The sequence below is a fragment of the Azoarcus sp. L1K30 genome (genome assembly GCF_018122735.1).
Classification (GTDB): domain Bacteria; phylum Pseudomonadota; class Gammaproteobacteria; order Burkholderiales; family Rhodocyclaceae; genus Parazoarcus.
In genome coordinates this window covers 4442275-4468250 of sequence record NZ_JAGRRD010000001.1, presented here as the reverse complement: position 1 = coordinate 4468250, position 25976 = coordinate 4442275, and the positions used below count along the sequence as shown (strand labels likewise).

Annotated in this window: 25 protein-coding genes; 19 read left to right on the top strand and 6 right to left on the bottom strand. The window is 64.4% G+C overall.

Annotated features, from left to right (window positions below):
• The first annotated feature begins 34 nt into the window (after positions 1-34).
• From J5J83_RS20595 to J5J83_RS20575, 5 genes are all read left to right on the top strand, one after another.
• Positions 35-955, top strand: a complete 921-nt coding sequence (locus J5J83_RS20595) for a branched-chain amino acid transaminase (protein ID WP_212351860.1) — start codon at positions 35-37, stop codon at positions 953-955.
• Between the two features lie 10 nt (positions 956-965).
• Positions 966-1160 (top strand): zinc-finger domain-containing protein, encoded by a 195-nt coding sequence (locus tag J5J83_RS20590; protein WP_212351858.1) that lies wholly within the window; start codon positions 966-968, stop codon positions 1158-1160.
• A gap of 73 nt (positions 1161-1233) precedes the next feature.
• Positions 1234-1665 (top strand): nuclear transport factor 2 family protein, encoded by a 432-nt coding sequence (locus tag J5J83_RS20585; RefSeq protein ID WP_212351855.1) that lies wholly within the window; start codon positions 1234-1236, stop codon positions 1663-1665.
• Positions 1662-2642 carry a hydrolase gene (locus J5J83_RS20580; RefSeq protein WP_249115806.1) on the top strand — a complete coding sequence of 327 codons (981 nt, stop codon included), beginning with the start codon at positions 1662-1664 and terminating at the stop codon, positions 2640-2642. The genes J5J83_RS20585 and J5J83_RS20580 overlap by 4 nt, the downstream gene beginning before the upstream one ends.
• Before the next feature lie 87 nt (positions 2643-2729).
• On the top strand, positions 2730-4121 hold the full coding sequence (locus J5J83_RS20575) for a phosphomannomutase/phosphoglucomutase (protein ID WP_212351851.1): 1392 nt from the start codon (positions 2730-2732) through the stop codon (positions 4119-4121).
• A gap of 548 nt (positions 4122-4669) precedes the next feature.
• Here J5J83_RS20575 and alaS read toward each other — a convergent pair.
• Positions 4670-7291, bottom strand: a complete 2622-nt coding sequence (alaS, locus tag J5J83_RS20570; protein WP_212351849.1) for an alanine--tRNA ligase — start codon at positions 7289-7291, stop codon at positions 4670-4672.
• A gap of 152 nt (positions 7292-7443) precedes the next feature.
• Between alaS and J5J83_RS20565 the strand changes: the two genes are divergently transcribed.
• The 3 genes from J5J83_RS20565 to J5J83_RS20555 all read left to right on the top strand — a co-directional run bounded on the left by J5J83_RS20565 (position 7444) and on the right by J5J83_RS20555 (position 9867).
• The gene (locus tag J5J83_RS20565; protein ID WP_212353514.1) at positions 7444-7995 is read left to right on the top strand and encodes a cob(I)yrinic acid a,c-diamide adenosyltransferase; all 552 of its coding nucleotides are present in this window, start codon (positions 7444-7446) and stop codon (positions 7993-7995) included.
• A 31-nt stretch (positions 7996-8026) separates the two neighbouring features.
• Positions 8027-8602, top strand: a complete 576-nt coding sequence (locus tag J5J83_RS20560) for an alpha-ketoglutarate-dependent dioxygenase AlkB (RefSeq protein ID WP_212351847.1) — start codon at positions 8027-8029, stop codon at positions 8600-8602.
• A 176-nt stretch (positions 8603-8778) separates the two neighbouring features.
• Positions 8779-9867 (top strand): FAD-dependent oxidoreductase, encoded by a 1089-nt coding sequence (locus J5J83_RS20555; RefSeq protein WP_212351845.1) that lies wholly within the window; start codon positions 8779-8781, stop codon positions 9865-9867.
• 34 nt (positions 9868-9901) lie between these two features.
• Here J5J83_RS20555 and dinB read toward each other — a convergent pair whose 3' ends face one another.
• Positions 9902-10963, bottom strand: coding sequence for a DNA polymerase IV (gene dinB, locus J5J83_RS20550; protein WP_212353510.1), 1062 nt, complete (start codon positions 10961-10963; stop codon positions 9902-9904).
• A 232-nt stretch (positions 10964-11195) separates the two neighbouring features.
• On the opposite strand from dinB, the gene J5J83_RS20545 reads away from it, so the two are divergent.
• Positions 11196-12221, top strand: a complete 1026-nt coding sequence (locus J5J83_RS20545; protein WP_212351843.1) for a patatin-like phospholipase family protein — start codon at positions 11196-11198, stop codon at positions 12219-12221.
• 60 nt (positions 12222-12281) lie between these two features.
• Here the strand turns inward: J5J83_RS20545 and aroG are convergent, their stop codons facing one another.
• Positions 12282-13367 (bottom strand): 3-deoxy-7-phosphoheptulonate synthase AroG, encoded by a 1086-nt coding sequence (aroG, locus tag J5J83_RS20540; protein WP_282959140.1) that lies wholly within the window; start codon positions 13365-13367, stop codon positions 12282-12284.
• Between the two features lie 163 nt (positions 13368-13530).
• Here aroG and J5J83_RS20535 point away from each other — a divergent pair, with 163 nt between their 5' ends.
• The 5 genes from J5J83_RS20535 to J5J83_RS20515 all read left to right on the top strand — a co-directional run bounded on the left by J5J83_RS20535 (position 13531) and on the right by J5J83_RS20515 (position 16996).
• A complete protein-coding gene (locus J5J83_RS20535) occupies positions 13531-13932 on the top strand; it encodes a hypothetical protein (protein WP_212351839.1) in 402 nt (133 codons plus the stop codon).
• 23 nt (positions 13933-13955) lie between these two features.
• Entirely contained in the window at positions 13956-14462 is a 507-nt protein-coding gene (locus tag J5J83_RS20530) for a sigma-70 family RNA polymerase sigma factor (RefSeq protein WP_212351837.1), read from the top strand.
• A gap of 2 nt (positions 14463-14464) precedes the next feature.
• Positions 14465-15220: an anti-sigma factor gene (locus tag J5J83_RS20525; RefSeq protein ID WP_212351835.1), complete on the top strand. Its 756-nt coding sequence runs from the start codon at positions 14465-14467 to the stop codon at positions 15218-15220.
• 134 nt (positions 15221-15354) lie between these two features.
• Positions 15355-16299, top strand: a complete 945-nt coding sequence (gene msrP / locus J5J83_RS20520) for a protein-methionine-sulfoxide reductase catalytic subunit MsrP (protein WP_212351833.1) — start codon at positions 15355-15357, stop codon at positions 16297-16299.
• A 13-nt stretch (positions 16300-16312) separates the two neighbouring features.
• Positions 16313-16996: a protein-methionine-sulfoxide reductase heme-binding subunit MsrQ gene (locus J5J83_RS20515; RefSeq protein WP_212351831.1), complete on the top strand. Its 684-nt coding sequence runs from the start codon at positions 16313-16315 to the stop codon at positions 16994-16996.
• A gap of 69 nt (positions 16997-17065) precedes the next feature.
• Here the strand turns inward: J5J83_RS20515 and mog are convergent, their stop codons facing one another.
• A complete protein-coding gene (gene mog / locus J5J83_RS20510) occupies positions 17066-17653 on the bottom strand; it encodes a molybdopterin adenylyltransferase (protein ID WP_212351829.1) in 588 nt (195 codons plus the stop codon).
• Positions 17650-18246: a ribosome biogenesis factor YjgA gene (gene yjgA, locus J5J83_RS20505; RefSeq protein ID WP_212351827.1), complete on the bottom strand. Its 597-nt coding sequence runs from the start codon at positions 18244-18246 to the stop codon at positions 17650-17652. The genes mog and yjgA overlap by 4 nt, the downstream gene beginning before the upstream one ends.
• A gap of 64 nt (positions 18247-18310) precedes the next feature.
• On the opposite strand from yjgA, the gene pmbA reads away from it, so the two are divergent.
• Positions 18311-19651: a metalloprotease PmbA gene (gene pmbA / locus J5J83_RS20500; RefSeq protein WP_212351826.1), complete on the top strand. Its 1341-nt coding sequence runs from the start codon at positions 18311-18313 to the stop codon at positions 19649-19651.
• A gap of 150 nt (positions 19652-19801) precedes the next feature.
• Entirely contained in the window at positions 19802-22477 is a 2676-nt protein-coding gene (locus J5J83_RS20495) for an EAL domain-containing protein (RefSeq protein WP_212351823.1), read from the top strand.
• Between the two features lie 9 nt (positions 22478-22486).
• On the opposite strand, the gene J5J83_RS20490 is transcribed toward J5J83_RS20495, so the two are convergent.
• Positions 22487-23680, bottom strand: coding sequence for a lytic murein transglycosylase (locus tag J5J83_RS20490; protein ID WP_212353493.1), 1194 nt, complete (start codon positions 23678-23680; stop codon positions 22487-22489).
• Between the two features lie 142 nt (positions 23681-23822).
• Between J5J83_RS20490 and J5J83_RS20485 the strand changes: the two genes are divergently transcribed.
• The 3 genes from J5J83_RS20485 (at position 23823) to J5J83_RS20475 (ending at position 25947) form a co-directional block, all read left to right on the top strand.
• Positions 23823-24758 carry a nucleoside recognition family protein gene (locus J5J83_RS20485; protein ID WP_212351821.1) on the top strand — a complete coding sequence of 312 codons (936 nt, stop codon included), beginning with the start codon at positions 23823-23825 and terminating at the stop codon, positions 24756-24758.
• Positions 24759-24856: 98 nt separating this feature from the next.
• Entirely contained in the window at positions 24857-25210 is a 354-nt protein-coding gene (locus J5J83_RS20480; protein WP_212351819.1) for a CidA/LrgA family protein, read from the top strand.
• A gap of 2 nt (positions 25211-25212) precedes the next feature.
• Positions 25213-25947, top strand: a complete 735-nt coding sequence (locus J5J83_RS20475; RefSeq protein WP_212351817.1) for an LrgB family protein — start codon at positions 25213-25215, stop codon at positions 25945-25947.
• The last annotated feature ends 29 nt before the right edge of the window (positions 25948-25976 follow it).

Sequence of the window (25976 nt, the reverse complement as noted above, 5' to 3'; positions counted from 1 at the left end):
CACTCAAACACTTCTCATTGGTGGAGAACCTGATATGTCCATGGCTGATCGCGACGGTTTCATCTGGCAAGACGGCAAGCTCGTTCCGTGGCGCGAAGCGACCACGCACGTGCTGACCCATTCCCTGCACTACGGCCTGGCCGTATTCGAGGGTGTGCGTGCCTACAACACCGCCAATGGCACTGCGATCTTCCGCCTCGCCGAGCACACGCAACGCCTGATCAACTCCGCCAAGATCTACATGATGAACATCCCTTACTCCAAGGATGAACTCATGGAAGCGCAGAAGGAGGTCGTGCGCGCCAACAAGCTCGAGTCCTGCTACCTGCGCCCGCTGGCGTTCTACGGTTCGGAAAAGATGGGCATCTCCACCCGCGGCGCCACGGTGCATGTGGCCATCGCGGCGTGGCCCTGGGGCGCCTACCTCGGCGAGGAGGGCCTGGAGCGCGGCATCCGCGTCAAGACCTCGTCCTACACGCGTCATCACGTCAACTCGACAATGCCGCGCGCCAAGCTGGCCGGCACCTACCCGAACTCGATTCTCGCCAACCTCGAAGTCACCCAGCACGGGTACGACGAGGCGCTGCTGCTCGACAACCAGGGCTTCGTCGCCGAAGGCGCGGGCGAAAACCTGTTCGTGATCAAGGACGGCAAGATCTTCGAACCCGAAATCGCCTCCGCATTGACCGGCATCACCCGCGACTCGATCATCACCATCGCACGTGAGTTCGGCCTCGAAGTGCAAGCCAAGCGCATGACGCGCGACGACATCTACATCGCCGACGAAGCCTTCTTCACTGGCACGGCGGCCGAGGTCACGCCGATCCGCGAACTGGACGACCGCACCATCGGCGAGGGCAAGCGCGGCCCGATCACCACCAGGATCCAGGCGCGCTTCTTCGACGTGGTCAACGGCCGCGCACCCGAATACCAGCACTGGCTGGCCAAGGTCTGAGGAGAACGCCATGACTGACAACAAGGCTCGAACGGTCGAGGTCACCGCCCATGATCTGCCGCTGCATTGCCCGCAGCCGGATGCCCCGCTGTGGGCACAGCATCCCCGCGTCTTTCTCGACGTTCTGAAAGAGGGCACAGCCACCTGCCCCTATTGCAGCACGAAGTACGTGTTTGCGGGTGAAGCGCCCAAGGGGCATCACTGATGCGCTGGCCGGTGCGCGCGCGACGACTTCGTCACCACGCACGCACCGGCCGGGCTCTCGAGGAACACACAGCTTGAGCGATACCGTTTTCACCACGCCGGCTGACGCCGAGGCGGCATTTTACGACGCGCTCGCACGCGCCGACCTCGAGACGATGATGTCCGTGTGGTCGGCGGACGACGAGGTGGTCTGCGTTCACCCCAACGGCCCGCGCATCGTCGGCCTGGCGGCCGTGCGCGAATTGTGGCGACAGATCTTCGCCAGCGGCATGCGGCTCAGCGTCCGCACCTCTCATACCGTCGTCAGCGAGACCCTGGTTCTGGCGGTCCACAATGTCCTGGAGGAAGTCGCCGAAGCGGGCAGTGAACCCGCCGGGCCGCCGATCGTCGCCACCAACGTCTATGCACGCGGCGGCAACGGATGGCGCATGGTCATGCACCATGCTTCGCCAACGCCCAACCTGATGGATATCCAGGTTCAGGGCACGCCTCGCGTGGTTCATTGAGCGACCCTCAGACCTCCACCTACCGCGCCCCCTGGTGGCTGCGCGGCGCGCATTTGCAGACCATCCTGCCTGTGGCGTGCAAAGGCGCGCTGCCCTCCTATCGCAGGGAGCGCTGGGACACGCCCGATGGCGACTTCATCGATCTCGACTGGCTCCCGGGCGCACGGCACGATGCGCCATTGGTGTTGCTCTTTCACGGCTTGGAAGGCTCGAGTCACTCTCACTATGCGCGTTCATTGATGCGGGCATTGTCGGCACGCGGATGGCGCGGGGTGATCCCGCACTTTCGTGGCTGCTCCGGCGAACCCAATCGACTGCCCCGCGCCTACCATTCAGGCGACAGTGCCGAAATTGACTGGGTGCTGCGGCGCCTGCATCGTGAGGCGGGCGCCGCGTCGATATTCGCCGCAGGCGTCTCGCTCGGCGGCAATGCCCTGCTGAAATGGCTCGGCGAACAGGAGGGCCAGGCGGCAACGCTGATAGATGGCGCAGCGGCTATCTGCCCGCCACTCGACCTGACGGTTTCCGGCCATGCCTTGGCACGCGGGTTCAACAGGGTTTACACGCGGCATTTCCTCAACACGCTCAAGGACAAGGCGCTGCACAAGCTTCAGGCCTACCCCGGCCTCTTCGACGGCACGCGTGTCAGGCAAGCCGCGACCCTGTACGCCTTCGACGATGCCTATACCGGTCCGGTGCATGGATTTGCAGGTGCAGCGGACTACTGGAAACGCGCCTCTTCGCGCCCCTGGCTGGCCGCGATCCGTTGTCCGACCCTGTTGCTGTGCGCGGCCAACGATCCCTTCGTCCCGCCCGCGGCATTGCCCACTGCCCGAGAGCTGAGCCGCTCGATCCGTTTCGAATGCCCGTCCGAAGGCGGACATGTGGGCTTTCTCGATGCTCCATGGCCCGGCTCGCCCGACTGGTTGCCACAACGCCTGCTGCAACATTTCGATGCAGTACTATCGGAGGAATGAGGCGCCGACGTCCATCCACGCACAGGCATCATCAAAATCCTCTGGCATACTATGCTGCACTGCACCCATCATCCACTGGAAGCCCACATGACCCAGACTGCGCACGCCCTGCCCGCCCCGGAAATCTTCAAGGCCTACGATATTCGCGGCATCGTCGATAAATCCCTGACGGCCGATGCGGTCCGCGCCATCGGTCACGCCCTTGGCTCAGAAGCCGTCGCGCGGGGTCAGCAGTCGATTGCCATCGGCCGCGACGGTCGCCTGTCGGGCCCCGAACTGGCTGGCGCACTGGCTGACGGCATTCGTGCCGCGGGCATCGATGTCATCGATATCGGCTGCGTTCCCACGCCGCTGAGCTATTTCGCGGCGTACCAGCTCGGTACCAACTCCTGCGTCTCGGTCACCGGCAGCCACAACCCGCCGGACTACAACGGCCTCAAGATGGTGCTCGGTGGTCAGACGCTTTTCGGCGAGCAGATCCAGGCCCTGCGCCAGCGCATCGCCGACAACAACCTGAGTCACGGTGCAGGCAAGCTCACCACGGCCAGCGTGGATGAGGCCTATCTCGAGCGCATCGTGAGCGACGTCAAGCTCGCGCGCCCGATGAAGATCGTTGTCGATTGCGGCAACGGCGTAGCCGGCGGCATCGCCCCCGAACTGTTCAAGCGCCTGGGCTGCGAAGTGATCGAACTGTTCTGCGAAGTCGATGGCAACTTCCCCAATCATCATCCGGACCCGTCCAAGCCCGAAAACCTGCAGGACGTGGTCCGCACGCTGCGGGAAACCGACGCCGAGCTCGGCCTCGCCTTCGACGGCGACGGAGACCGCCTCGGCGTGGTCACCAAGGATGGCGAGATCATCTATCCCGACCGCCAGCTGATGTTGTTTGCCGAAGACGTGCTGACCCGCGTCCCGGGCGGCGAGATCATCTACGACGTCAAATGCACGCGTAACCTGGCGGGCTGGATCAAGGCGCGCGGCGGCAAGGCAACGATGTGGAACACCGGCCATGCACTGGTCAAGGCCAAGCTCAAGGAGACCGGCGCACCGCTCGCGGGCGAGATGAGCGGCCACATGTTCTTCCGAGAGCGCTGGTACGGATTCGACGATGGCCTCTACGCGGGCGTTCGCCTGCTCGAGATCCTGTCACGCCATCCGGACGGCAATGCCGTCCTGAAAGCCCTGCCGGACGCCATCAGCACGCCCGAACTGAATATCAAGATGAACGAAGGCGAGCCCTTCGAGCTGGTCAAGCGCCTCAAGGAAGGTGCGGCGTTCGACGGCGCGCAGGAGGTCATCACACTGGATGGGGTTCGCGTCGAGTACACCGACGGCTTCGGCCTCGCCCGTCCGTCCAACACCACGCCGGTCGTGGTGCTGCGCTTCGAAGCCGACAGCGAGGGGGCCATCGCGCGCATCCAGGCTGACTTCCGCAAGGCCATCGAAGCCGTGTGGCCGGGGATCAAGCTGCCGTTCTGATCGCTGAACGGGCTTGAATGCTGAAAAGAAGCGCCGGAATGAACCCCGGCGCTACTTTTCGGGCGCATGGCGCCATGTATCGTGCTGTACTGGCACGCGGGCGGGGTGTTTGCTCCGCCGGCTGCGGAACTCGCCCTGCGGGCTCGGACAGTCCTCGCCGCCTGCACAAAAACCCCACCCACATGCCAAAGCCGGTGCCAATACGAAGTTAAAAGGCGAACGCCTATCTGAGCCACCAGACGCACGAGCGTTTCAATCCTCAGACACACCTCCGTCCCAAAGGCGGCGGTGCCTTGCCGTGACGGGCTGTCGAGAGCGCCGTCGGCTGAGGTGCTGCGGCGGAAACAAGGCGGCGCATGTCTGAGGGCGCGCAGCGACCGAGTTTGCGCCGACGCCGCCGCGGTGCCTCAGCCGAAGGCCGCGAACGTCTGCCCGGCACGGCAAGGTGCCGCCGCCGACCACGGAGTTCAGTCGCCCATCAGCCACAAAAAAACAGCTGCAAAAGCCTGAGCTCGAGCAGCCGTTTCTCATCCTGGGTTGGCAGCAGCTTACAGCTTGCCGTCCACCCAAGCCTGCACCCCCGCCAGCGCCGCTGGCAGCTTTTCAGGATCGGTGCCGCCTGCCTGCGCCATGTCCGGACGACCGCCACCCTTGCCGCCGACCTGCTGGGCAACGAAATTCACCAGCTCGCCCGCCTTCACCTTCGAGGTCTGGTCCGCCGTCACGCCGGCAATCAGCGACACCTTGCCGTCGACCACCGAGGCCAGCACGATTGCCGCCGACTTCAGCTTGTCCTTGAGCTTGTCCATGGCCTCGCGCAGGGTCGGTACGTCCGCGCCTTCCAGCACCGCCGCCAGCACCTTGACGCCCTTGACGTCCGCAGCCTGATTCATCAGGTCATCGCCCTGGCTCGCAGCCAGCTTCGACTTCAGGCGCGCCACCTCCTTCTCCAGCACGCGAACGTTGTCGAGCACACCGGCCACGCGCTCCGCAACCTCGTCCGGCTGCACCTTGAGCAGCGCCGACATGCCGTGCACCCTGCGCTCCTGCTCCTGCAGGTAACGCAGTGCATTCTCGCCGGTGATGGCCTCGACGCGGCGCACCCCCGCTGCCACCCCGCCTTCCATCACGACCTTGAACAGACCGATGTCGCCAGTGCGCCCGACATGGGTGCCGCCGCACAATTCCTTCGACGAACCGATGCTGAGCACCCGCACCTCATCGCCGTATTTCTCGCCGAACAGCATCATCGCGCCCGACTTCTGCGCATCCTCCAGCCCCATCACCGCAGCTTCGGTTGCGGTGTTGGCCAGGATCTCACGATTGACGATCTCCTCGACCTCGCGTACCTCCTCGGCGGTCATCGGCGCCGAGTGCGCAAAGTCGAAGCGGGTCTTATCCGCGTCCACCTGCGAGCCCTTCTGCTGCACATGGCTGCCGAGTACCTCACGCAGCGCCTTGTGCATCAGGTGGGTCACCGAGTGGTTGCGGGCGGTCGCCGCACGGGCCACGGCGTCGACTCTTGCCGCCACCCCCTGCCCCACGACCATCTTGCCGGTCTTGAGCACGCCATGGTGACCGAACACCGCGGCCTGAATCTTCAGCGTGTCCTCGACCGCGAAGATGCCGGCCGCGCCTTTCAGTTCGCCGCGGTCGCCCACCTGGCCGCCGGACTCGGCATAGAACGGCGTGTGATCGAGCACCACCACGCCCAGATCGCCCTCGACCAGTTCGTTGACCGCCACGCCGTCCTTGTACAGCGCCAGCACATTGGCCCTGGCCTCGAGCTGCTCGTAGCCGTGGAAGCTGGTGGCCGGGCCCTCGTACTCGAGATTGGCCGCCATCTTGAACTTGCCAGCTGCACGCGCCTGCTCTTTCTGGCGCGCCATGGCCGCATCGAAAGCGGCGGCATCCACGGTGACTTCGCGTTCACGGCAGATGTCGGCAGTGAGGTCGAGCGGAAAGCCGTAGGTGTCGTGCAGCTTGAATGCGGTATCGCCGTTGAATACCTTGTTGCCCACCTTCGCCATCGCATCGAGTTCCGCCTCGACGATGGCCATGCCATTCTCGATGGTGGCGAAGAAGCGTTCCTCTTCCTGCCTCAGCACATCCATTACCCGCCGCTCGCCGGCCTTGAGTTCGGGATAGGCCGCGCCCATCTCGGCCACGAGGTCGGGCACCATGCGGTGGAAGAAGGCGGCGCGCGCACCGAGCTTGTAACCGTGACGGATGGCGCGGCGGATGATGCGGCGCAGAACGTAGCCGCGCCCCTCGTTGCCCGGAATCACGCCGTCGGCGATCAGGAAGGCACAGGCACGGATATGGTCGGCGAGCACCTTGAGCGAGGGCGAATCCATGTCTGCGACGCTGGTTTCACGTGCGGCGGCGGCAATCAGCGCCTGGAACAGATCGATCTCGTAGTTGGCATGTACGCCCTGCAGTACGGCCGACACCCGTTCCAGCCCCATGCCGGTGTCCACCGAAGGTTTGGGCAGCGGATGCATCACGCCGGCCTCGTCACGGTTGAACTGCATGAACACGTTGTTCCAGATCTCGATGTAGCGGTCGCCATCCTCCTCGGGCGATCCCGGCGGGCCACCCCAGATGTGCTCGCCATGATCATAGAAGATCTCCGTGCACGGCCCACAAGGACCGGTGTCGCCCATCATCCAGAAGTTGTCGGACGCGTAGCGCGCGCCCTTGTTGTCGCCGATGCGGATCACGCGTTCGGCAGGCACGCCCACCTCCCTGGTCCAGATGTCGTAGGCCTCGTCGTCCTCGGCATACACCGTCACCCACAGTTTGTCCTTGGGCAGCTTGAACACTTCGGTCAGCAACTCCCAGGCGTAGGTGATCGCGTCGCGCTTGAAGTAGTCGCCAAAGCTGAAGTTGCCCAGCATCTCGAAGAAGGTGTGGTGGCGTGCGGTGTAGCCCACGTTCTCGAGGTCGTTATGCTTGCCGCCCGCCCGCACGCACTTCTGCGACGTGGTCGCGCGGGAATAGGGACGCTTGTCGAAGCCGAGGAAGACGTCCTTGAACTGGTTCATGCCCGCGTTGGTAAACAGCAGGGTCGGGTCCTCGTGTGGCACCAGCGACGAAGAAGCCACGATCTGGTGGCCCTTCGATTCGAAGAACTTGAGGAACTTGTCGCGAATTTCGGCAGATTTCATGGAGTTTGGCGTTCAGACAGGACGTTACCCGGCGCAGCGGGCGATCGCGCCAGTTTATCATGAGCTTAAACACCATCCGCGGCCGCACCGTCGCGAACGTGCGCCTCTCCTCTATAATTGACGTTCACGTCAACACCACCAACGAGAACAACATGGGACACCGCCTCTCCAAGATCTACACCCGCACCGGCGATGCCGGCACCACCGGCCTGGGTGACGGCAAACGCGTATCGAAGAACAGCTTGCGTATCCATGCGCTCGGTGAGGTGGACGAAGTCAACGCGATCGTTGGCCTGCTGCTCTGCGAAGAACTGCCCGAGGACGTGCGCACGTTGATGACCAACGTGCAGCACGACCTGTTCGATCTCGGCGGCGAGGTCTGCATTCCCGGCATGAGCATGATCACCGGCAAGCAGGTCGAGCATCTCGAGTCCGAACTCGATCGCTTCAACGAGCCGCTCGAGCCGCTCAAGGACTTCATCCTGCCGGGCGGCACCCGCGCCGCCGCGCTGGCACACCATGCGCGCACGGTATGCCGCCGGGCCGAACGCGCGCTGGTGGCGCTGGCACTGGAAGAAGCCGTCAACGACGGCCCGCGGCAGTATCTCAACCGCCTGTCCGATCTCCTCTTCGTGCTCGGGCGCGTACTCAACCGCGCGGGCGGTCGCGGCGACGTTCTGTGGCAGAAGCGCAAGAACGCCTGAGACGGCTTGCCAAGCGGGACCGTCTCAGACCGTGCGCCACCCCCTGATCGATGTCCACACCTTGCTTTCGGCCGCCGAGGCGGCCGAACTGCTCGACACCCTGTACACGGAGATTCTCTGGAACGACGGTGCCTTCGTCGCCGCGGGGCGACGCTTTCAGCTTCCGCGGCTGCAGGCATGGTTTTCCGATCGGGGAATCGACTATCGCTACGCGGCAAACCTGCTCAACTCCCACCCGTGGACGCCCGTGCTGGACGGCTTGCGACAGCGGGTCGAAGAGATTACCGGCGCCCGATTCAATGCGGTGCTGGCAAATCTCTATCGCGACGGCCGGGACAGCGTAGGCTGGCACGCGGATGACGAGGACGACCTCGGACCCGCGCCGCTCATTGCCTCGCTCAGCCTCGGCGCAGTACGCCAGTTCCACTGGCGGCCCAAACCGGGCCAGCCCGGTGCAAGCGGCCATCTCGCCCTCGCACCCGGCACCCTGCTGCTGATGCGGCCACCTTTTCAGCAACATTGGGAACATGCCGTACCCGCAGACGCCGGCGTCGGCGACATGCGCCTCAATCTGACCTTCAGGCTCGTCCATCCGGTCTCGCACTGACGCGAAACGCACATCGCGGCAAGGAATGCCGACAACACGACACATCAGGCCGCCGGCGACATCGGCCGCAGCCCCCGCAAGACCGTCTGCATCGGCAAACGTGGCAGACCTCCAGTGCATGGAATGAAGCTTGCATCGCGCGGTCGACTCCTTCGCACACCGACCAGAGGTGGATCATGCTCGACACGGCAATCATCGGCGGCGGCCTCAATGGCCTTGCATTGGCCAGCCTGCTGCAGAGCGCGGGGCGCGACTTCGCCCTGTTCGACGCACGCGACCGCCTCGGCGGCCGCATCCTCAGCACGGCGGAGGGCATCGACCTCGGACCGACATGGTACTGGCCAGCACATCAGCCCAGAATCACGCGCCTGATTGCCGATCTCGGACTGGAAAGCATGCCTCAATGGGAGGAAGGCCAACACCTTCTGCAGCATGATCCCGAGGGCAAACCGTCCATTTTCGAGCAGACCGACGTACATGGTGGCGCCCGCCGCCTGCGTGGCGGCATGCAGTCGCTGGTCAAGGCGCTTGCGGCCCGCCTGCCAGCGGAAAGACTGCATCTGTCGCACACCCTGAGCGCACTGCGCGATCGCGGCGCGCACATCGAACTCCACCTGCGCGAAGCGGCCGGCGAACGCGTGTTATCCGCACGCAACGTCGTGCTGGCCATGCCTCCGCGGCTGATCGAGGAGCGGATAGCGTTCGAACCCGCCCTCACATCGCCGTTGCAGGCCTCGCTACGCAACTGCCCGACCTGGATGGCCGCACAGGCCAAGTTCGTTGCCCGCTATCCAGAGGCATTCTGGCGCCGTCAGGGACTTTCCGGCACTGCCACCGCACACCATCCCCGCGCCGTGCTTGCAGAAACCTGGGACGCCTGCGACGGCCACGGAGACGCCACACTGTGCGCCTTCGTCGCGCTCTCTCCGCTGCAACGCGATGCGTTTCGTGGCGGAATGGATCTGCTCGCGGCCAGCCACCTCGGGCAATTGTTCGGCACCAGTGCGCGCGACGGACGCCTGCTCCATCACGACTGGTCGCTCGATCGCCTGAGTTGCAGCGTACTCGATCGGACGCCGTCGCGCACACACCCGCACTACGCCGACCCCGAGCTGCGGGTCCCCACATGGGCAGAAAAGCTGCATTTCGGTGGATCCGAGAGCGCCGCCTATGGCGGCGGCTACATGGAAGGTGCACTCGAAGCCGCAGGCCGCCTGTATCGGGAATTGAGTTCGACGCCGCGCGCCTTTGCCCTGCGTCAATGATGTTGCGACTTCGCAGCCGTCGATCACATGTGCGCTAGCCGAACAGCCCGATCTGCCCCGAATGGGATGCTGCACGCGGTTCCTCACCAAAGCGCACACCCACACCGAGCAGGCGCACCGGCAATCCGCGCCTGGCATGCCCCTCTTCCAGCAGCGCCATCCACACGGTTTGGTCGGGCGCGGTCGCCACGCACTCCACGGTCGTTTGCGAGAAATCGGCAAATTTGATCTTCACCACGGCCTTGTGCACCGGCCGCGTTTCCCGGGCCCGTTCGAAGCGGCGCGAAAACTCGTCCACCAGCGCCGGCAGTGCCGCACGGCAGGCGGCCAGATCGGGCAGATCCTTCACATAGGTTGTTTCCACCGAAAGCGACTTGCGAATGCGATCGGGACGCACCGGCCGGTTGTCGATGCCCCTGCAAAGGGCGTGCAGACTGGCGCCGAATGCGCCGAATTCGCGGCTCAGCTCGGTCAGTGACCAGGCGCGCAAGTCGCCGCAGTTTTCCACGCCCAGTCGGCTCAAGCGCGCGGCGGTGACCTTGCCCACGCCGAACAGCTTCTTCACCGGCAGCGCCTCGACGAAGGCGTCCACATCCTGCGGCCGCACGACATACTGTCCGTCGGGCTTGTTCCAGTCGCTCGCGACCTTGGCGATGAACTTGTTCGGGGCGATACCGGCCGACGCCGTGATCCCGACTTCTGCCTGAATACGCGCCCGCATCTCCCGCGCCATCAGCGTCGCCGACCCCTGACAGAGCGATACGCCGGTAACGTCGAGATAGGCCTCATCGAGAGAAAGCGGCTCCACCAGCGGCGTGTAGGCCCGATAGATATCCAGGATCTGGCGCGATGCCGCCCGGTAACGCTCGAAATCCGGTGGCAAGAGCACCAGCTGCGGACACAGTTTCATCGCCCGCATCGTGGACATGGCCGAATGTACGCCGAACGCACGCGCCTCGTAATTGCAGGTCGCGATGACGCCGCGCGACTCGGCACGCCCACCAACGGCGACCGGCCTCCCCCGCAGCGCGGGGTCGTCGCGCATTTCCACCGCAGCGTAAAAGCAGTCACAGTCGCAATGGATGATCTTGCGCACGTGCGCCGCGCCGCTGTCGACACGCTGCGGGTTGCCCGCATCACTGACCTGCAATTGAACGCTTCCCTCCGGCCTGTACCCGTCACCCCGCTACACGACGACGCATCCCAGCCACTTTGCGCGACATTGGAGACACACATTGCTGCACGACAATGCGATGATGGCGTAGCGCCCGGCGTAACGCCGAACCGCGAGCATGCTTCAATCCGGCCGCTGCAACAAGGAGTCCGTCATGCTGTTTCGCCGCTCTCCCAGGCACACCATCAATCTCGCCCTGCAAGGCGGCGGCGCCCACGGCGCGTTCACCTGGGGCGTGCTCGACGCCTTGCTCGAAGACGGCCGTGTGCATTTCGAAGGTATCAGCGGCACCAGCGCAGGGGCGATGAATGCGGTTGTTCTTGCCCACGGTCTTCGTCTCGGCGGCCGCGACGGCGCCCGCGAGGCGCTCGCCCGATTCTGGCACGCGGTGGGCGCGAGTGCCGCTGCGGACATGCCATTCGGCAACGGCGACCCGGCCGGCGCAGGTCTGTCCGCCGGAATCAAGCTGATGCTCAAATGGGCGCAAAATTTCTCCCCCGAACAGCTTAACCCCCTGAACGTCGATCCGCTGCGCGAGATCCTCACCAGTCAAGTCGACTTCGAAGCCTTGCGCGCCGACTGCCCGGTCAAACTCTTCGTCGCCGCCACCAACGCCAATACCGGCAGGCTGAGACTGTTCTCGGCGCATGAAATCAGCGCGGCAGCGGTCTCCGCCTCCGCCTGCCTGCCCCTGATGCAGCGCGCAATCGAAATCGACGGCCATCCCTACTGGGATGGCGCCTATTCGGCCAACCCGGCAGTCTTTCCCCTCTTCTACGATTGCGCCGCCAACGACATCCTGCTGGTGCTACTGAATCCGTTGCTGCATGGCAACACACCACGCGGCAGTGACGAGATCCAGGCGCGCACCCTTGACCTCGCCTTCAATTCGACCTTTCTGCGCGAAATGCGGATGTTTGCCCACGCCCGCGAATTTTCGGCCACTGCCCCCTTGCCTCGGGGCCGACTCGAACGACGCCTGCTCAATACGCATTTCCACCTGATCGAGGCCGAAGAGCTCCTCAGTCAACTCGCAGCGGAAACCCGGCTGATTCCGAATCAGGCCTTTCTCGACATGCTGAGGGAACAGGGGCGCACACGCACGACTGCATGGCTGGACGCCCACCATGCGGCGCTGGGCCGGCGCTCTTCGGTGGATATCGGCAAGCTGTTCTACTGACGCAAGCACCCGAAGACGGCAGCGTGTGGCCGTGTTCGGGTGCAACCCCTGCCGTGCCGATTACTCCAGTTCGGCTGCGCGCCGCACCCTGCGCTGGCGCACGCCCTCGGCAAGCACGTCGAGCACCAGCACGCTGTCTTCCCAGCCAATGCAGGCATCGGTGATGCTCTTGCCGTACTCGAGTTCGACGCCCGGCTTGAGGTCCTGCCGCCCTTCCTTGAGGTGCGACTCCACCATCACGCCGATGATGCGATCCTCGCCGTCGGCCAGCTGTCGCGCGACGTCATGCGCCACCTCGATCTGCAGTCGATGCTGCTTGCGGCTGTTGGCATGCGAGAAATCCACCATCACCTTGCCCGGCACACCACCGGCGGCCAGATCCTTGCACGCCGCATCCACGCTTTCGGCGTCGTAGTTGGGCGCCTTGCCGCCACGCAGAATGGCATGGCAATCCTCGTTACCGCGGGTGCTGACGATGGCCGAGTGCCCGGCTTTGGTCACGCTGAGGAAATGGTGCGGCGCCTGCGCAGCCTTGATCGCATCCACCGCGATTCGCACATTGCCGTCGGTGCCGTTCTTGAACCCGACCGGACACGACAGGCCGGAGGCGAGTTCACGGTGAACCTGGCTTTCGGTCGTGCGCGCACCGATCGCCCCCCATGCAATCAGATCCGCGATGTACTGCGGCGTGATCATGTCGAGGAACTCGGTGCCCGCAGGCAGACCGATCTCATTGACCTCCCACAACAGCTTGCGCGCCAGGCGCACGCCTTCGTTGATTGCGTAGCTGTTGTCCAGGTGCGGATCATTGATCAGCCCCTTCCATCCCACCGTGGTACGCGGCTTCTCGAAATACACCCGCATCACGATCAGCAGGTCGCCCTTGAGGCGGTCGGCCTCGGCCTTGAGCCTGTGTGCGTATTCGATTGCTGCCTGGGGGTCGTGAATGGAACACGGCCCAATCACCACCAGCAGGCGGTCGTCCGCACCATAGAGAATGCGATGGATGGCCTGGCGCGCCTCATATGCAACCTCCGCGGCCTTGGGCGTGGCCGGAAACTCGCGCAACACGTGCGCAGGCGGCACCAGCTCCTTGATTTCGGAAATGCGGACGTCGTCGATGTGAATCTTCATTGAGGCGGACATGGTGAAAAACCCTGCAGTCAGGCTGAAGTGAGCTCACAATTCTAGCCCAAGTCCCCGTTTTTCTGGCCTTGCAGTCAATCCCCGCGGATTTCTTTTCACACCGTGGGAATAATCCGCGCCCGCGCACTGTTCATGCAGTACACCCACCCAAAGGAGAACGACCATGAACACACGCTTTCAATCCGCCTTCCGGCGCGCCACCGCGCCCGTATTGCTCGCCCTTCTTGCGGGCTGCGCAAGCGCCGGCACGAGCGGCGAGATGCCGGCGATGGAGCACGATGGTTTTCTCAGCACCAGCACCGGCATGAGCCTTTATGTCTTCGACAAGGACCCTGCCAATGCCGGCAAGAGCGTATGCAATGGTCCCTGCGCCACCAACTGGCCGCCGCTCACGGCCGCGGCCGACGCCAAGCCGATGAGCGACTGGACACCCATTACGCGTGACGATGGCAGCAAACAATGGGCATACAAGGGCAAACCGCTGTACCAGTGGATCAAGGACACGAAACCGGGCGACCGCAGCGGTGACGGATTCAACGGGGTCTGGCACCTCGCGCGCCCCTGAGCGCCTGAGCGGCACACGTAGCGATGATCCTGCACGAACGCGACCTGCTGGCGGAGATTCCGCCTCTGCGCCGCTATGCGCGAGCGTTGACGGGCGACCCCAACCGCGCCGACGATCTTGTGCAGGACACCCTTGAGCGAGCTCTCGGCAAGTGGCGCCTGTGGCGCCCGGGCAACCTGCGTGGATGGCTGATGACGATGATGCACAACCAGTTCGTCAATGACGTGCGCAGACCCTCGCCCATCGAATACCGGGACGAAGACACGCTTCCCGAGAGCAGCGTGCGTGACACGCTTGCAAACGGCCTCGCGTTACGCGATCTCGATCGCGCGCTGGACGCACTGCCGCCAGACCAGCGCGAAGTACTGCTGCTGGTCGGACTCGAAGACCTCAGCTACCAGGAGGTGGCCGCCATCACCGGCACACCGGTCGGGACAGTGATGTCACGGCTGTCGCGAGCCCGCACCCGTCTCCGTGCGGCGCTGGACGGAGACGAAATGCAAGCCTCTCATCTCAAGCGGGTGAAGTGACCATGGCCTCGCCACCGATATCCGAAGACGACCTCCACGCCTGGACCGATGGCCGGCTGGAAGCAGAGCGCCGCGCCGAGGTCGAAGCCTGGCTTGCGGCACATCCCGACAAGGCGCAGACGCTGAACCATTGGCGGGAACTCAACGCCGCCCTCCACAGTGCTTACGACCCGGTCGCCGAAGAAGCCATTCCGGCGCGACTGCGAGAGGCGGTGCGCCGTCCCCGCCGTTCGCTCGCCATGGCCGCGGCGGTGGGCTGGATCGCGTTCGGCAGCCTGCTCGGCATCGCCACCGGCTACCAGCTCGGTCGCCACCCGGACGACGCCCCCACCCAGCTGGTGCGCAATGCAGCCATCGCCCACGCGGTATTCAGTCCGGAGCAACGCCACGCAGTCGAGGTCGGCGCCGATCAGGAACAGCATCTGGTAGCCTGGCTCTCCAAGCGCCTCGGCCGCACATTGCACATCCCGGCGCTCGACCGCCACGGCTATCAGCTGATGGGCGGACGTCTGCTGAGTGCCGATGCAGGCCCCAGCGCGCAGTTCATGTATGAGAACGACGCCGGTGAGCGCCTCACCCTGTACGTCAGCGTGGATCCGGACCGAAGGGACGATACGGCCTTCCGCTTTGCCGAGCACGACGACATCGGGACCTTCTACTGGATAGACGGCGGCCTTGCCTACGCGCTGTCGGGCAGGATGTCGCGCCAGGCGCTGCTGCCCGCGGCCACCGACGTCTATCGTCAGCTCCTGCGCTGAGAACCCTTTGCATCCGCTGACGTCACAACCCTAGCGCACGTATGTCGCACCCTGTTTCCGCGTCGTGTGTAAGAACGGACGACCGATACGCGACTCAGCATTATCCCGCCAGCCATCACTAACGGACTCCGATCATGCTCATCAAACGCCCCGACGATATCGTCGCCTCCGAGATTACCCCGCGCGCCCTATTCGAAGACCGCCGTCGCTTCCTGCTCAAGGCCGGCGCGGGCGTGATTGCCGGCGCTGCCGTATGGAGTGGTCTGCCGAGCCCGGCCGCTGCCGCGCCGATGAAACTGTCGCCGCTGCAAACCTCACCGTTCAGCATCAAGGAAGAAAAGACGCCCTACAAGGCCGTGACCAGCTACAACAACTACTACGAATTCGGCACCGGCAAGGAAGACCCGGCGCAGAACGCCGGCATCATGAAGGTGCAGCCATGGACGGTCCGGGTCGAGGGCCTCGTCGGCAAGCCGCGCACCTTCGACATCGACGCCTTGCTCAAGCTCGCCCCCCTCGAGGAACGCATCTATCGCCTGCGCTGCGTCGAAGCGTGGTCCATGGTGGTGCCCTGGGTGGGATTTCCGCTGGCCACCCTGCTCAAGCAGGTCGATCCGCTCGGCAGCGCGAAGTTCGTCGAGTTCGTCACCCACTACGACCCCGAGATCATGACCCGACGCCGGATTCTCGACTGGCCCTACACCGAGGGGCTGCGCCTGGACGAGGCCATGCATCCGCTGACCCTGCTGACGGTCGGCCTGTATGGTGAGGTACTGCCGAACCAGAATGGCGCGCCAGTTCGCATCGTGGTGCCCTGGAAGTACGGCTTCAAGAGCGCAAAGTCCATCGTCGCGATCCGCCTGCATGAAACCCAGCCGGCCACGGCCTGGAACAAGTCCGCTCCGCACGAATACGGGTTCTATTCGAACGTGAACCCGGAAGTCGATCATCCGCGCTGGAGCCAGTCCAGCGAACGTCGCATCGGTGAATTCCGCAAGCGTCCGACGCTGATGTTCAACGGCTATGCAGACCAGGTCGCCAGCCTCTATCAGGGCATGGACCTGCGCAAGCAGTTCTGAGTATCCTCGCCACATGACCACTGCCATGCGAACCGTCAGCGCCGACCAGATCGGCGCAATCAAGGCCTTCCTGTTCCTGCTGTGCCTGATTCCCGCCGCACAGCTCGTCCTGGGCTGGCGCGCCGATCAGCTCGGCGCCAACCCGATCGAAACCATCACTCACGCCACCGGCAGCTGGACCCTGCGCTTCCTGCTCATCACGCTGGCCGTCACCCCGCTGCGGCGCCTCACCGGCCTGCACTGGCTGGTGCGACTGCGCCGCATGCTCGGCCTGTTCGCCTTCGCCTACGGTGTGGCGCACTTCGCCATCTATCTGTGGCTCGATCAGTTCTTCGACTGGGCCGCGATTGCCAAGGACATCCTGAAACGCCCGTACATCACAGTCGGCTTCACTGCACTGGTGCTGATGGTGCCGCTCGCGGCGACCTCCACCAATGCCGCCATCAAGCGTCTCGGCGGCCGACGCTGGCAGGCGCTGCATCGCTCGGTGTACGCGATCGCGATCTTCGGTGTGCTGCACTACTGGTGGCTGGTCAAGGCAGACATCTTGCAACCGGTGATCTACGGCGTGATTCTCGCCGCGCTGCTTGGCGTGCGCGCCTGGTGGCGCGAACAGGAGCGGCGCCGGCAACTTTCCGCGCCGCCGCCGCGAGCGGCATCGCTCAAGGGCAGCGTGATTCGCATCGTACCCAAATGAACGCCGGCCCCGGCAGCAGATGAATCGTGCTGCCGGGGCCGCGATTTTCAATCGGTGCGCGTGCGGTGGTCAGGCTTGCGGGCGGACGGCGTGTTTCGGCCGCCAGGCCTTGATGACCGCTGCATCGGTTTCAATGTAGGGCCCCCCCATGAGATCGATGCAATAGGGCGTGGCCGCAAAGATGCCGACATGCACCACGCTGCCATCGGCGGCACGCACGCCTTCCAGGGTTTCCTTGATCGACTTCGGCTGTCCGGGCAGGTTGATGATCAGGGTCTTGCCCCGGATCACGGCAACCTGCCGCGACAGAATGGCCGTGGGTACGAAATTCAGGCTGATGCGACGCATTTCCTCGCCGTAACCGGGCATTTCCTTGTCGCCCACGGCCAGCGTGGCCTCGGGGGTCACGTCGCGCGGGGAAGGGCCGGTACCACCGGTGGTGAGGATCAACGAACACCCCGCCCGATCGGCCAGCTCGATCAGGGTTCTCTCGATGATCGGACGTTCATCCGGAATCAATCGCGTCTCGGCCGACCACGGCGACGTCAGCGCCTTGCCCAACCAGTCCTTCAGCGCAGGAATGCCCTGATCCTCGTAACGGCCGTCGGACGCCCGGTCGCTGATCGAGACCAGGCCAATCTTGATGTGTTCACTCATGCGTGGTGCTCCGCGTCGTCGCTATCGTCGGGTTCATCGTCATCGTCCGCTGCCACGCCGGCACGATCGAGATCGCGCAAGACCTTGAAGATCTCGCGAAAGGCCTTTGGTGGCTTGTTCTGTTCGCGCTCCTTGAGCGCATTGCGACGCAAGGTGCGCAAGTGCTGCAGATCGACCTCGGGCCAGGTCTCGACGATGTACTCGATGACCTTTTCGTCCTCGATCAGGTCGCTGCGCAGCTTTTCCAGCCGATGCTGACGTGCCACTTCCGCTGAAGACAGGCCGCGAAAAAGCTCCAGCTGCGCCTGAATCGGCGCGGGATCGACACTGCGCATCAGCTTGCCGATGTACTGCATCTGCCGGCGCAGGGCTTCGTCCCTGCGCGTCAGGCGCTGCGCGTCGCGGATGGCGATGAACAGGGATTCGGGCAGCGGCACCTTGCGCAAACGTGTCGGCGGCAGGGCAACGAGTTCGGCGCCCAGGTCCTGCAGCGCCTGCATCGCGCGCTTGCGGCTGCTCTTGCTTGGCGGCTCAAGCTCGAAGTCGTCATCGTGCGGGCCGTTGGAACGGGGTGAATCAGCGTGAGAAACCATCGTAAGGCAAGCATCGGGCGGGATCGGGTTAAGATTATAGCCTTTGCTTACCGGTCTTCAGCCCATGTCCGCTTCCGGCTTCTCTTTCTCCCCAGCCCATCTGCGCGAAATCGCAACAGATATCCTCAAGTACGCAAAGAAACGCGGTGCCTCGGCCTGCGAGACCGATGTCTCCGAAGGCTTCGGGCAATCCGTCGCGGTGCGCAAGGGAGAGGTGGATACGATCGAGTACAACCGCGACAAGGGCATCGGCATCACCGTCTACCTTGGGCAACAGCGCGGTCACGCCAGCACGTCCGACTTTTCCAAAGCGGCGCTCAAGGCCACGGTGGATGCGGCACTGTCCATCGCCCGCTTCACCGCGCCCGACCCCTGCGCCGGCCTCGCCGACAAGGCCTTGATGGCAAAAGACTGTCCCGATCTCGATCTCTTCCATCCGTGGGGCATCACGGTCGACGGCGCACTCGAGCTCGCCCGCGAATGCGAGGCGGCCGCCTTTGCGGTCAGCCCGAAGATCAGCAATTCAGAAGGCGCCAACGTCTCCATTCAGCAGTCGCACTTCGTCTCTGCCAACAGCCTCGGCTTCATCGGAGGGTATGCCAGCAGCCGCCATGGCCTGTCATGCTCGGTGATTGCCGGCGAAGGCGAGCACATGCAGCGCGAATTCTGGTACGACTCGCGGCGCGATGCGGCAGATCTGATGTCGGCAGCCGATGTCGGCCGCACGGCCGGCGAAAGGGCCCTGGCACGCCTCGGCGCAAAGAAGATCCGCACTTGTAAGGTGCCGGTGATTTTCGAGTCGCAACTTGCCGTGGCGCTGATCGGCAATTTCGTCCAGGCGGTCAGCGGCGGCGCACTGTACCGTAAGTCGAGCTTCCTCCTCGACAGTCTGGGCCAGCAGGTGTTCTCTCCGGTGGTCAGCATCGCCGAGCGTCCTCATCTGAAGAAGGCTTTCGGATCGGGCTACTTCGACAACGACGGTGTGGCCACGCATGACCGCGATGTCGTGACCGACGGCATGCTGCAAGGCTACTTCCTGTCCACCTACTCTGCCCGCAAACTGGGCATGCAGACCACGGGCAACGCCGGCGGCTCGCACAACCTGCGTGTCAGTGCGGGGCAGGACGACCTCGACGCGCTGATCCGCCGAATGGACAAGGGCCTCCTCGTCACCGAATTGCTCGGCCACGGTGTCAATTACGTCACCGGCGACTATTCGCGTGGCGCTGCCGGCTTCTGGGTCGAGAAGGGCAAGATCAAGCATGCCGTCGAGGAAATCACCATCGCCGGCAATCTTCGCGACATGTTCCGCAATATCGTGGCGATCGGCAACGATGCCCTGCCGCGCGGCGCCAAACATTGCGGCTCGATTCTGATCGAGCAGATGAAAGTGGCAGGACGCTGACGCCGCTGCCGGCCACCGGGCTGGCGTCCGGTCCGGCACCTGACTGCAGGGGCGGCGGGTTTGTCCCGCGTCAACACGTAGTGAGGACGCTGACCGCAGAATGGCAGCCTCTATCACGCAGACACGAAGACACCAAGACACGCCGTGACCATGGCAAACAGTGCGCAACTCCAGCGCCGGATCCAGACCTTCTCGATGGCGGGCATTCTGATCACGGGCCTGCTCGTTGCCATTGCCACCGCTTTTCCCATCTATCGCGATGCGCGCGAACTCGCGACCTCGGCCTTCATCGACGATGCCCGCGCGCAGGCACGTTCGGCCAGCCAGTACATTGGCAAAGCTACCGACATTGCCGGACAGATCGCGAGCAGAAGCGGCATACGCGACGAGATCGATGCCTACAACCGGGGAAAGATCGACCTCGCAGCGGTCGTCAACTACCTCACGCCTCGCCTGCTTGATGCGCTCAAGCAAAGCGACCATATCGTCGCGCTGACCTGCCTCGACCGCAATGGCCACCGCATCCTCGAACTGGGTCTGCCCATTCCCTCCTCGCTGCCGCTGGTTTCCGCCGCGACCACCCCTGCAATCGTCGGCCCGCTGATCATTGGTGATGCGAGCGTGCTGCTCGTCAGCGCGCCCATCCTTTCACGGGATGGGCAGCGCGTGGGCACCGACATCCTTGCGTTCGAGCTGATCGCGCTGGAACAGGTATTGAAGGACGCCGGGCGTGCCCGACCTGACACGCTGCAGCTACTGTACAACAGCGTTTCGGGCGCGCTGATGGAGATCGGTCACGACGCCCGGGATGGCGTCACCCGGGTCTCGCAACGCCCCGAACAGGACTTTCTCGCCCGCACCACCGGCGGAAGGACCGGCATCGAGCCACTCGAGCACGAGGGCGGCACCAAGAGCCTCATCGCTTTCTCGCCACTGCCCGAGGTGCCGGGCTGGAGCTTTGCACTCGTCACCCCGGCCTCGACCTTCGACAGTCCCATCCTGTCACGGATTGCGAGTCCGTTGCTGATGATCACGCTGCTCGTGCTCGTCGGCGCATTGCTGACATCACGCGCCATCCGTCCCATCGCCGCCAAGGTGCTCGAGCAGTCAAAACAGCTGAGCGAACTCAGTGCGAGCCTGGCGCTGGCCGCCTCAGTGTTCGAGGGCAGCCCGCAGGCGGTGCTCATCCTCGATGGCCAGCGTCGGATTCTGGAGGTCAATGAAGCGTGTTACGCGATCACCGGGTTCGGCCTCATCGAGCTACGCGGCAAGACACTGTGCGAAGCGCTCTGCCTGAGTGACCTCGACGGCAACCATTGCGACGTATTGTGGCGGCAGGTCGCGGATACGGGCACCTGGCATGGCGAGACCATCCTGACGCGCAAGGACGGCGGCACTTTTCCTGCATGGCATAGCGTCAGTGCCGTACGCGATGCGGCAGGTGCGCCACGCCACTACATCACCATGTTCACCGATATCAGCGACAAGCGGCAAGCCGAGGACAGAATCCGCCACCTTGCCCACCATGACGCCCTGACCGGACTGCCCAACCGCAGCCTGCTCGCCGACCGGCTCGAACACGCGCTCGATCGCGCGCGCCGCGGGGAGCGGAAGCTTGCACTGCTGTTCATCGATCTGGATCGATTCAAGCATGTAAACGACAGCCTCGGCCATCCCGTGGGCGACCGCCTGCTGCAGGAGGTGGCACGCCGCCTCGAAGCAACAGTGCGGGATCAGGACACACTGGCACGACAGGGGGGCGATGAGTTCGTGGTCGTCATCGAGGATGTCGCCGAAGCGGAGGATGCAGCTCGCGTAGCGGTCAAGCTGCTCGGCGCACTCGAAGTCCCGATCGCCCTGGACGGCCACGAGATCTACGTCGGCGGGAGTATCGGCATCAGCCTCTTCCCCAACGACGGGGACAGCAGCGATGCGCTCCTGCGCTGCGCGGACTCCGCCATGTACGAGGCCAAAGCCCAGGGACGAAGCACTTATCGCTTCTACACTGCAGAACAGACTCGCATCAGTCGTGAGCGCTTCGAACTCGAAGGGGGGCTGCGACGGGCGATCGAGCGCGGGGAACTGCGCCTGCACTATCAACCCCAGGCATCCTGTGCCGACGGGCGCCTGTGCGGGGCGGAGGCTCTGGTCCGCTGGCAACATCCCGAGCGCGGGCTGGTGGGACCTGACCGTTTCATTCCGCTCGCGGAAGAGATCGGCCTGATCGCGCAGATCGGCGAATGGGTGCTCAACACGGCATGCGCACAAGCCCAGATATGGACCCGGGCCGGCTTTCCGCTTCGTATCGCGGTGAATCTGTCGGGCCAACAGGTTTCGCGGGGCAAACTGCATGACATCGTCGGTGCCGCGCTTGCGCGCTCCGGCCTGTCTCCGGCCCAGCTCGAACTGGAGATCACCGAAGGCCACGTTCTGGCGCGGGTGGAGGAATGCATTGCCGAACTGGAACAGATCAAGACACTCGGCGTCACCCTCGCGATCGACGACTTCGGTACCGGCTACTCCTCGCTCAGTTACCTGAAACGCCTTCCGATCGACCGCCTCAAGATCGACCGCAGTTTTGTCGAGGGAATTCCACAGGATGGTGACGACGTCGCCATCGTCGCCACCATCCTGTCCATGGCCAGCAACCTCGATCTCGGCGTCATCGCCGAAGGCGTCGAGAACGAAGGGCAACTGCGACATCTGGTCGCGGCAGGGTGTACCGAATACCAGGGCTATCTGCTGGGCCGGCCGATGCCGGCGGACGAATTCGAGCGCTGGATGCAGGACAATGCGCAGACCTTGCGCGACCTTCGGCGCGGCTGACGCGGATACTCAGGGTTTGCCACCCGTCGCCTCGCGCAGGGCCTTCAGCACACGCTGCCCGGCGCGGCCGTCGGCTGCCATGCCCAGCGCTGCCTGTTCGCGCTTGAGCGCCTCGCGGGTCTTGCTGCCGATCATGCCATCGGCCTCGCCGATATCGTGTCCGCGCGCCAACAGGAGCGTCTGAAGCTCACGTCGCTCGCGACGCGAGAGCCCCGGATCGTCGGTTGGCCATGGCTGCACGAAGGCGCCCTTGCCCCGCATGCGGTCGGACAGGTGGGCAATGGCCAAGGCGTAGCTTTCAGCCGCGTTATACGCATACAGCGCATCGAAATTGCGCCCGACAAGAAATGCAGGGCCGGCGCTGCCCGTCGGCAGCAACAGGCCGCTGTCGGGCATGTCTGCCGGCAGCGCACCGCCCGCAGCCAGACTCACCCCGCGCCCGGCCCAGAACGCGACGGCATGCCGGTTGCGCCTGCCTGCGAGGGCGGCATCGAAGCCGGCTGGCAGTCTCACCTCGACGCCCCAGCGCTCTTGACTGCGCCACCCGCTGCGGCGAAGAAAATTGGCAGTCGACGCCAAGGCATCGGGCACGCTGTCGACTAAATCACGGCGTCCATCACCATCGAAATCCACGGCGAGACGCATGAAGGTCGAGGGCATGAACTGGGTATGTCCGAACGCCCCCGCCCACGACCCGTTCAGCCGTTCGGGCGCAATGCTGCCTTCCTGGACAATCTTCAGCGCGGTGAAGAACTCCCCGCTGAAAAAACCTTGCCGACGGCCAAAGCAGGACAGCGTGGCCAGCGAAGTGAGCAGCGGCCGGGTGCCGAAATTGCGCCCGAAATTGCTCTCGACGCCCCACACGGCAACGACCGTCGCCGGGTCGACGCCATATTCGGCCTCGACCTTGCGCAGCACCTCATCCCATTGCACGAGCATGGCGCGACCATCGGCAACCCGTTCGTCGTCCACCAACGCGGCGAGATAGTCCCAGATCGGCGTCACGAACTCGGGCTGGGCATCCAGAAAGCCCAGCACACTCATGTCGGGCTCGATCGGCGCGGCATAGGCGTCAAAACTCGCCAGTGACACCCCGCGCTGAACGGATTCGGCGCGCATGCGCGCAAGACAATCGGAAAAAGTGGCGTCCGCGCATGCCGGTGCACTCGCGGCAACGAGCGCCAACCATGCGAGGCGACGCATTGAGCTGGGGCAGAAGATCGGTCTCATGGGCGAATTCTACGCCCGCCAGCATCACCCGGCAGCAGGCGTTTGCCGCATTGCTGTCCCCCATCGCACCCGTTTCACGCTACGATCGCCGCACTGCACAAACCCTTCACGCGCAATGGACCTGCTCACCGACATCATTCTGCGCGCCGGCCGCTCGGCGGTGGAACTCGCCTTGTTCGTACTGCTGCCGATCATGGTCGTCATGCTGTCGCTGATGCGGCTGCTCGAGGCTAAAGGTCTGATCGACCGCGTGGTCGCCTACGTCACACCGCTGTTGCGCCCGGCGGGCTTGACCGGGCTGGGCGTGTTCGCGGCACTGCAGATCAACTTCGTCAGCTTCGCCGCGCCGGTCGCCACACTCACCATGATGGAAAGTCGCGGTTCGTCCGATCGCCACCTTGCCGCCACCCTTGCCATGGTCATGGCCATGGCACAGGCCAACGTCACCTTTCCGATGGCGGCGATGGGCCTGGCCTTCGGCCAGACCCTTCTGCTGTCGATACTCGGCGGTCTGACCGCTGCCGTCTTCACCTATCACGGCTTCGGCCGCGGCCTGTCGGCCCTCGAAGCACCGGTTGATGAGACCTTGCACCATCGCGTCGCCGAGGACACCAAGGGCGTGCTGGACGTCATCAACCGCGCCGGGGCCGAGGCCTTCAAGATCGCGATCGGCGCCATTCCCATGCTCGTCCTGGCACTGGTCGCGGTCATGGTCCTGCGTCTGACCGGTTCGATAGACCTGCTCACCCGTCTGCTGGCCCCTGGTCTCACGCTGATCGGCATCGATCCGGCACTGATCCTGCCCACGCTGACAAAGTTCATTGCCGGTGGCACGGCGATGATGGGGGTGATGGACGAAATGCTCAAGAATGGCACCGCCAGTATCGCCACCCTCAACGGCAGCGCCGGTTTCCTGATCAGCCCGCTGGACGTGCCCGGCGTAGCGGTGCTGATCTCGGCCGGCCGGCGCGTGAGCAGCGTATGGAAGCCGGCTGTATTCGGTGCCGCGGTGGGTATCGCCGTGCGCACCCTGGGACACGCCTTGCTGTAGGCTGCGCGCCCGATGCCGCACTCGATGCCGCACTCGATACCATGCGGCATCAATGCAGTTGCGGTTAAGCTGGCTCCCTGTCCGAACGGAGACCCCACATGCTCCAGTCCCTCACCATCCTGCTGGTTTTCCAACTGCTTGGCGAAGTCATCGCCCGCGCCTTTGCCTTACCCGTGCCGGGTCCGGTGATTGGCATGGCCCTGTTGTTTGTTGCACTGATGCTGCGCGGCGGTCCCGACGAGCCATTGCGCAGCACCGCCGGCACCCTGCTGCAGCATCTGTCTCTGCTTTTCGTGCCCGCGGGTACCGGGGTCATTCTCTACGGCGCGCGCCTCGCCGACGAGTGGCTGCCGCTGACGGCTGCCCTGGTGGGCAGCACCTTGCTGACCATCGCCGTCACTGCCGTGGTGCTGCGCGCCTTGAGCAAACGCGTCCATCAGGCGGAGCACTAGTGATGGGCAGCAACCTGAACGAGATCTGGGTCTACCTCTCGACCACCCCGCTGCTCGGACTCACCCTCACCCTCATCGCCTATCAGGCAGCCTTCCAGATATACAAGCGCGTGGGCTTCCACCCGCTTGCCAACCCCGTACTGCTTGCCGTCGCCATGCTGGCAGGGGTGCTGTTGTTGACCGGCACGCCCTACTCGACCTATTTCGATGGGGCCCAGTTCGTCCATTTCCTTCTCGGACCGGCAACCGTTGCGCTCGCCATTCCGCTCCATGCGCAGTGGCCGCGCCTCAAGACCATGGCGGGACCACTGCTGATCAGCCTCGCAGCCGGTTCTCTCACCGCCGCGCTGTCGGCCTACGCCATCGGCGCAGTGCTGGGCGCGAGTCGCGAATCGCTGATGTCGCTCGCCCCCAAGAGCGTCACGACACCGATCGCCATGGCGGTGGCCGAACGTCTGGGTGGCCTGCCGTCGCTGACTGCGGTGCTGGTGATCATGACCGGCATCCTCGGTGCGGTCGGTGCGCGCTATGTCTATCGCCTGCTGCGAATCGACGATCATGCGGTGCGCGGCTTTGCCATCGGGATCGCCTCGCATGGCATCGGTACCGCGCGCGCGTTCCAGGTCAGCGAGCAGGCAGGGGCGTTTGCCGCGCTCGCAATGGGACTGAACGGACTGCTGACGGCGGTGTCCCTGCCTTGGATTCTGCCCCTGATCGAACGCATGTTCGCGCGCTGAACACCACCCAAACCGGAAAGGCTGCCTGA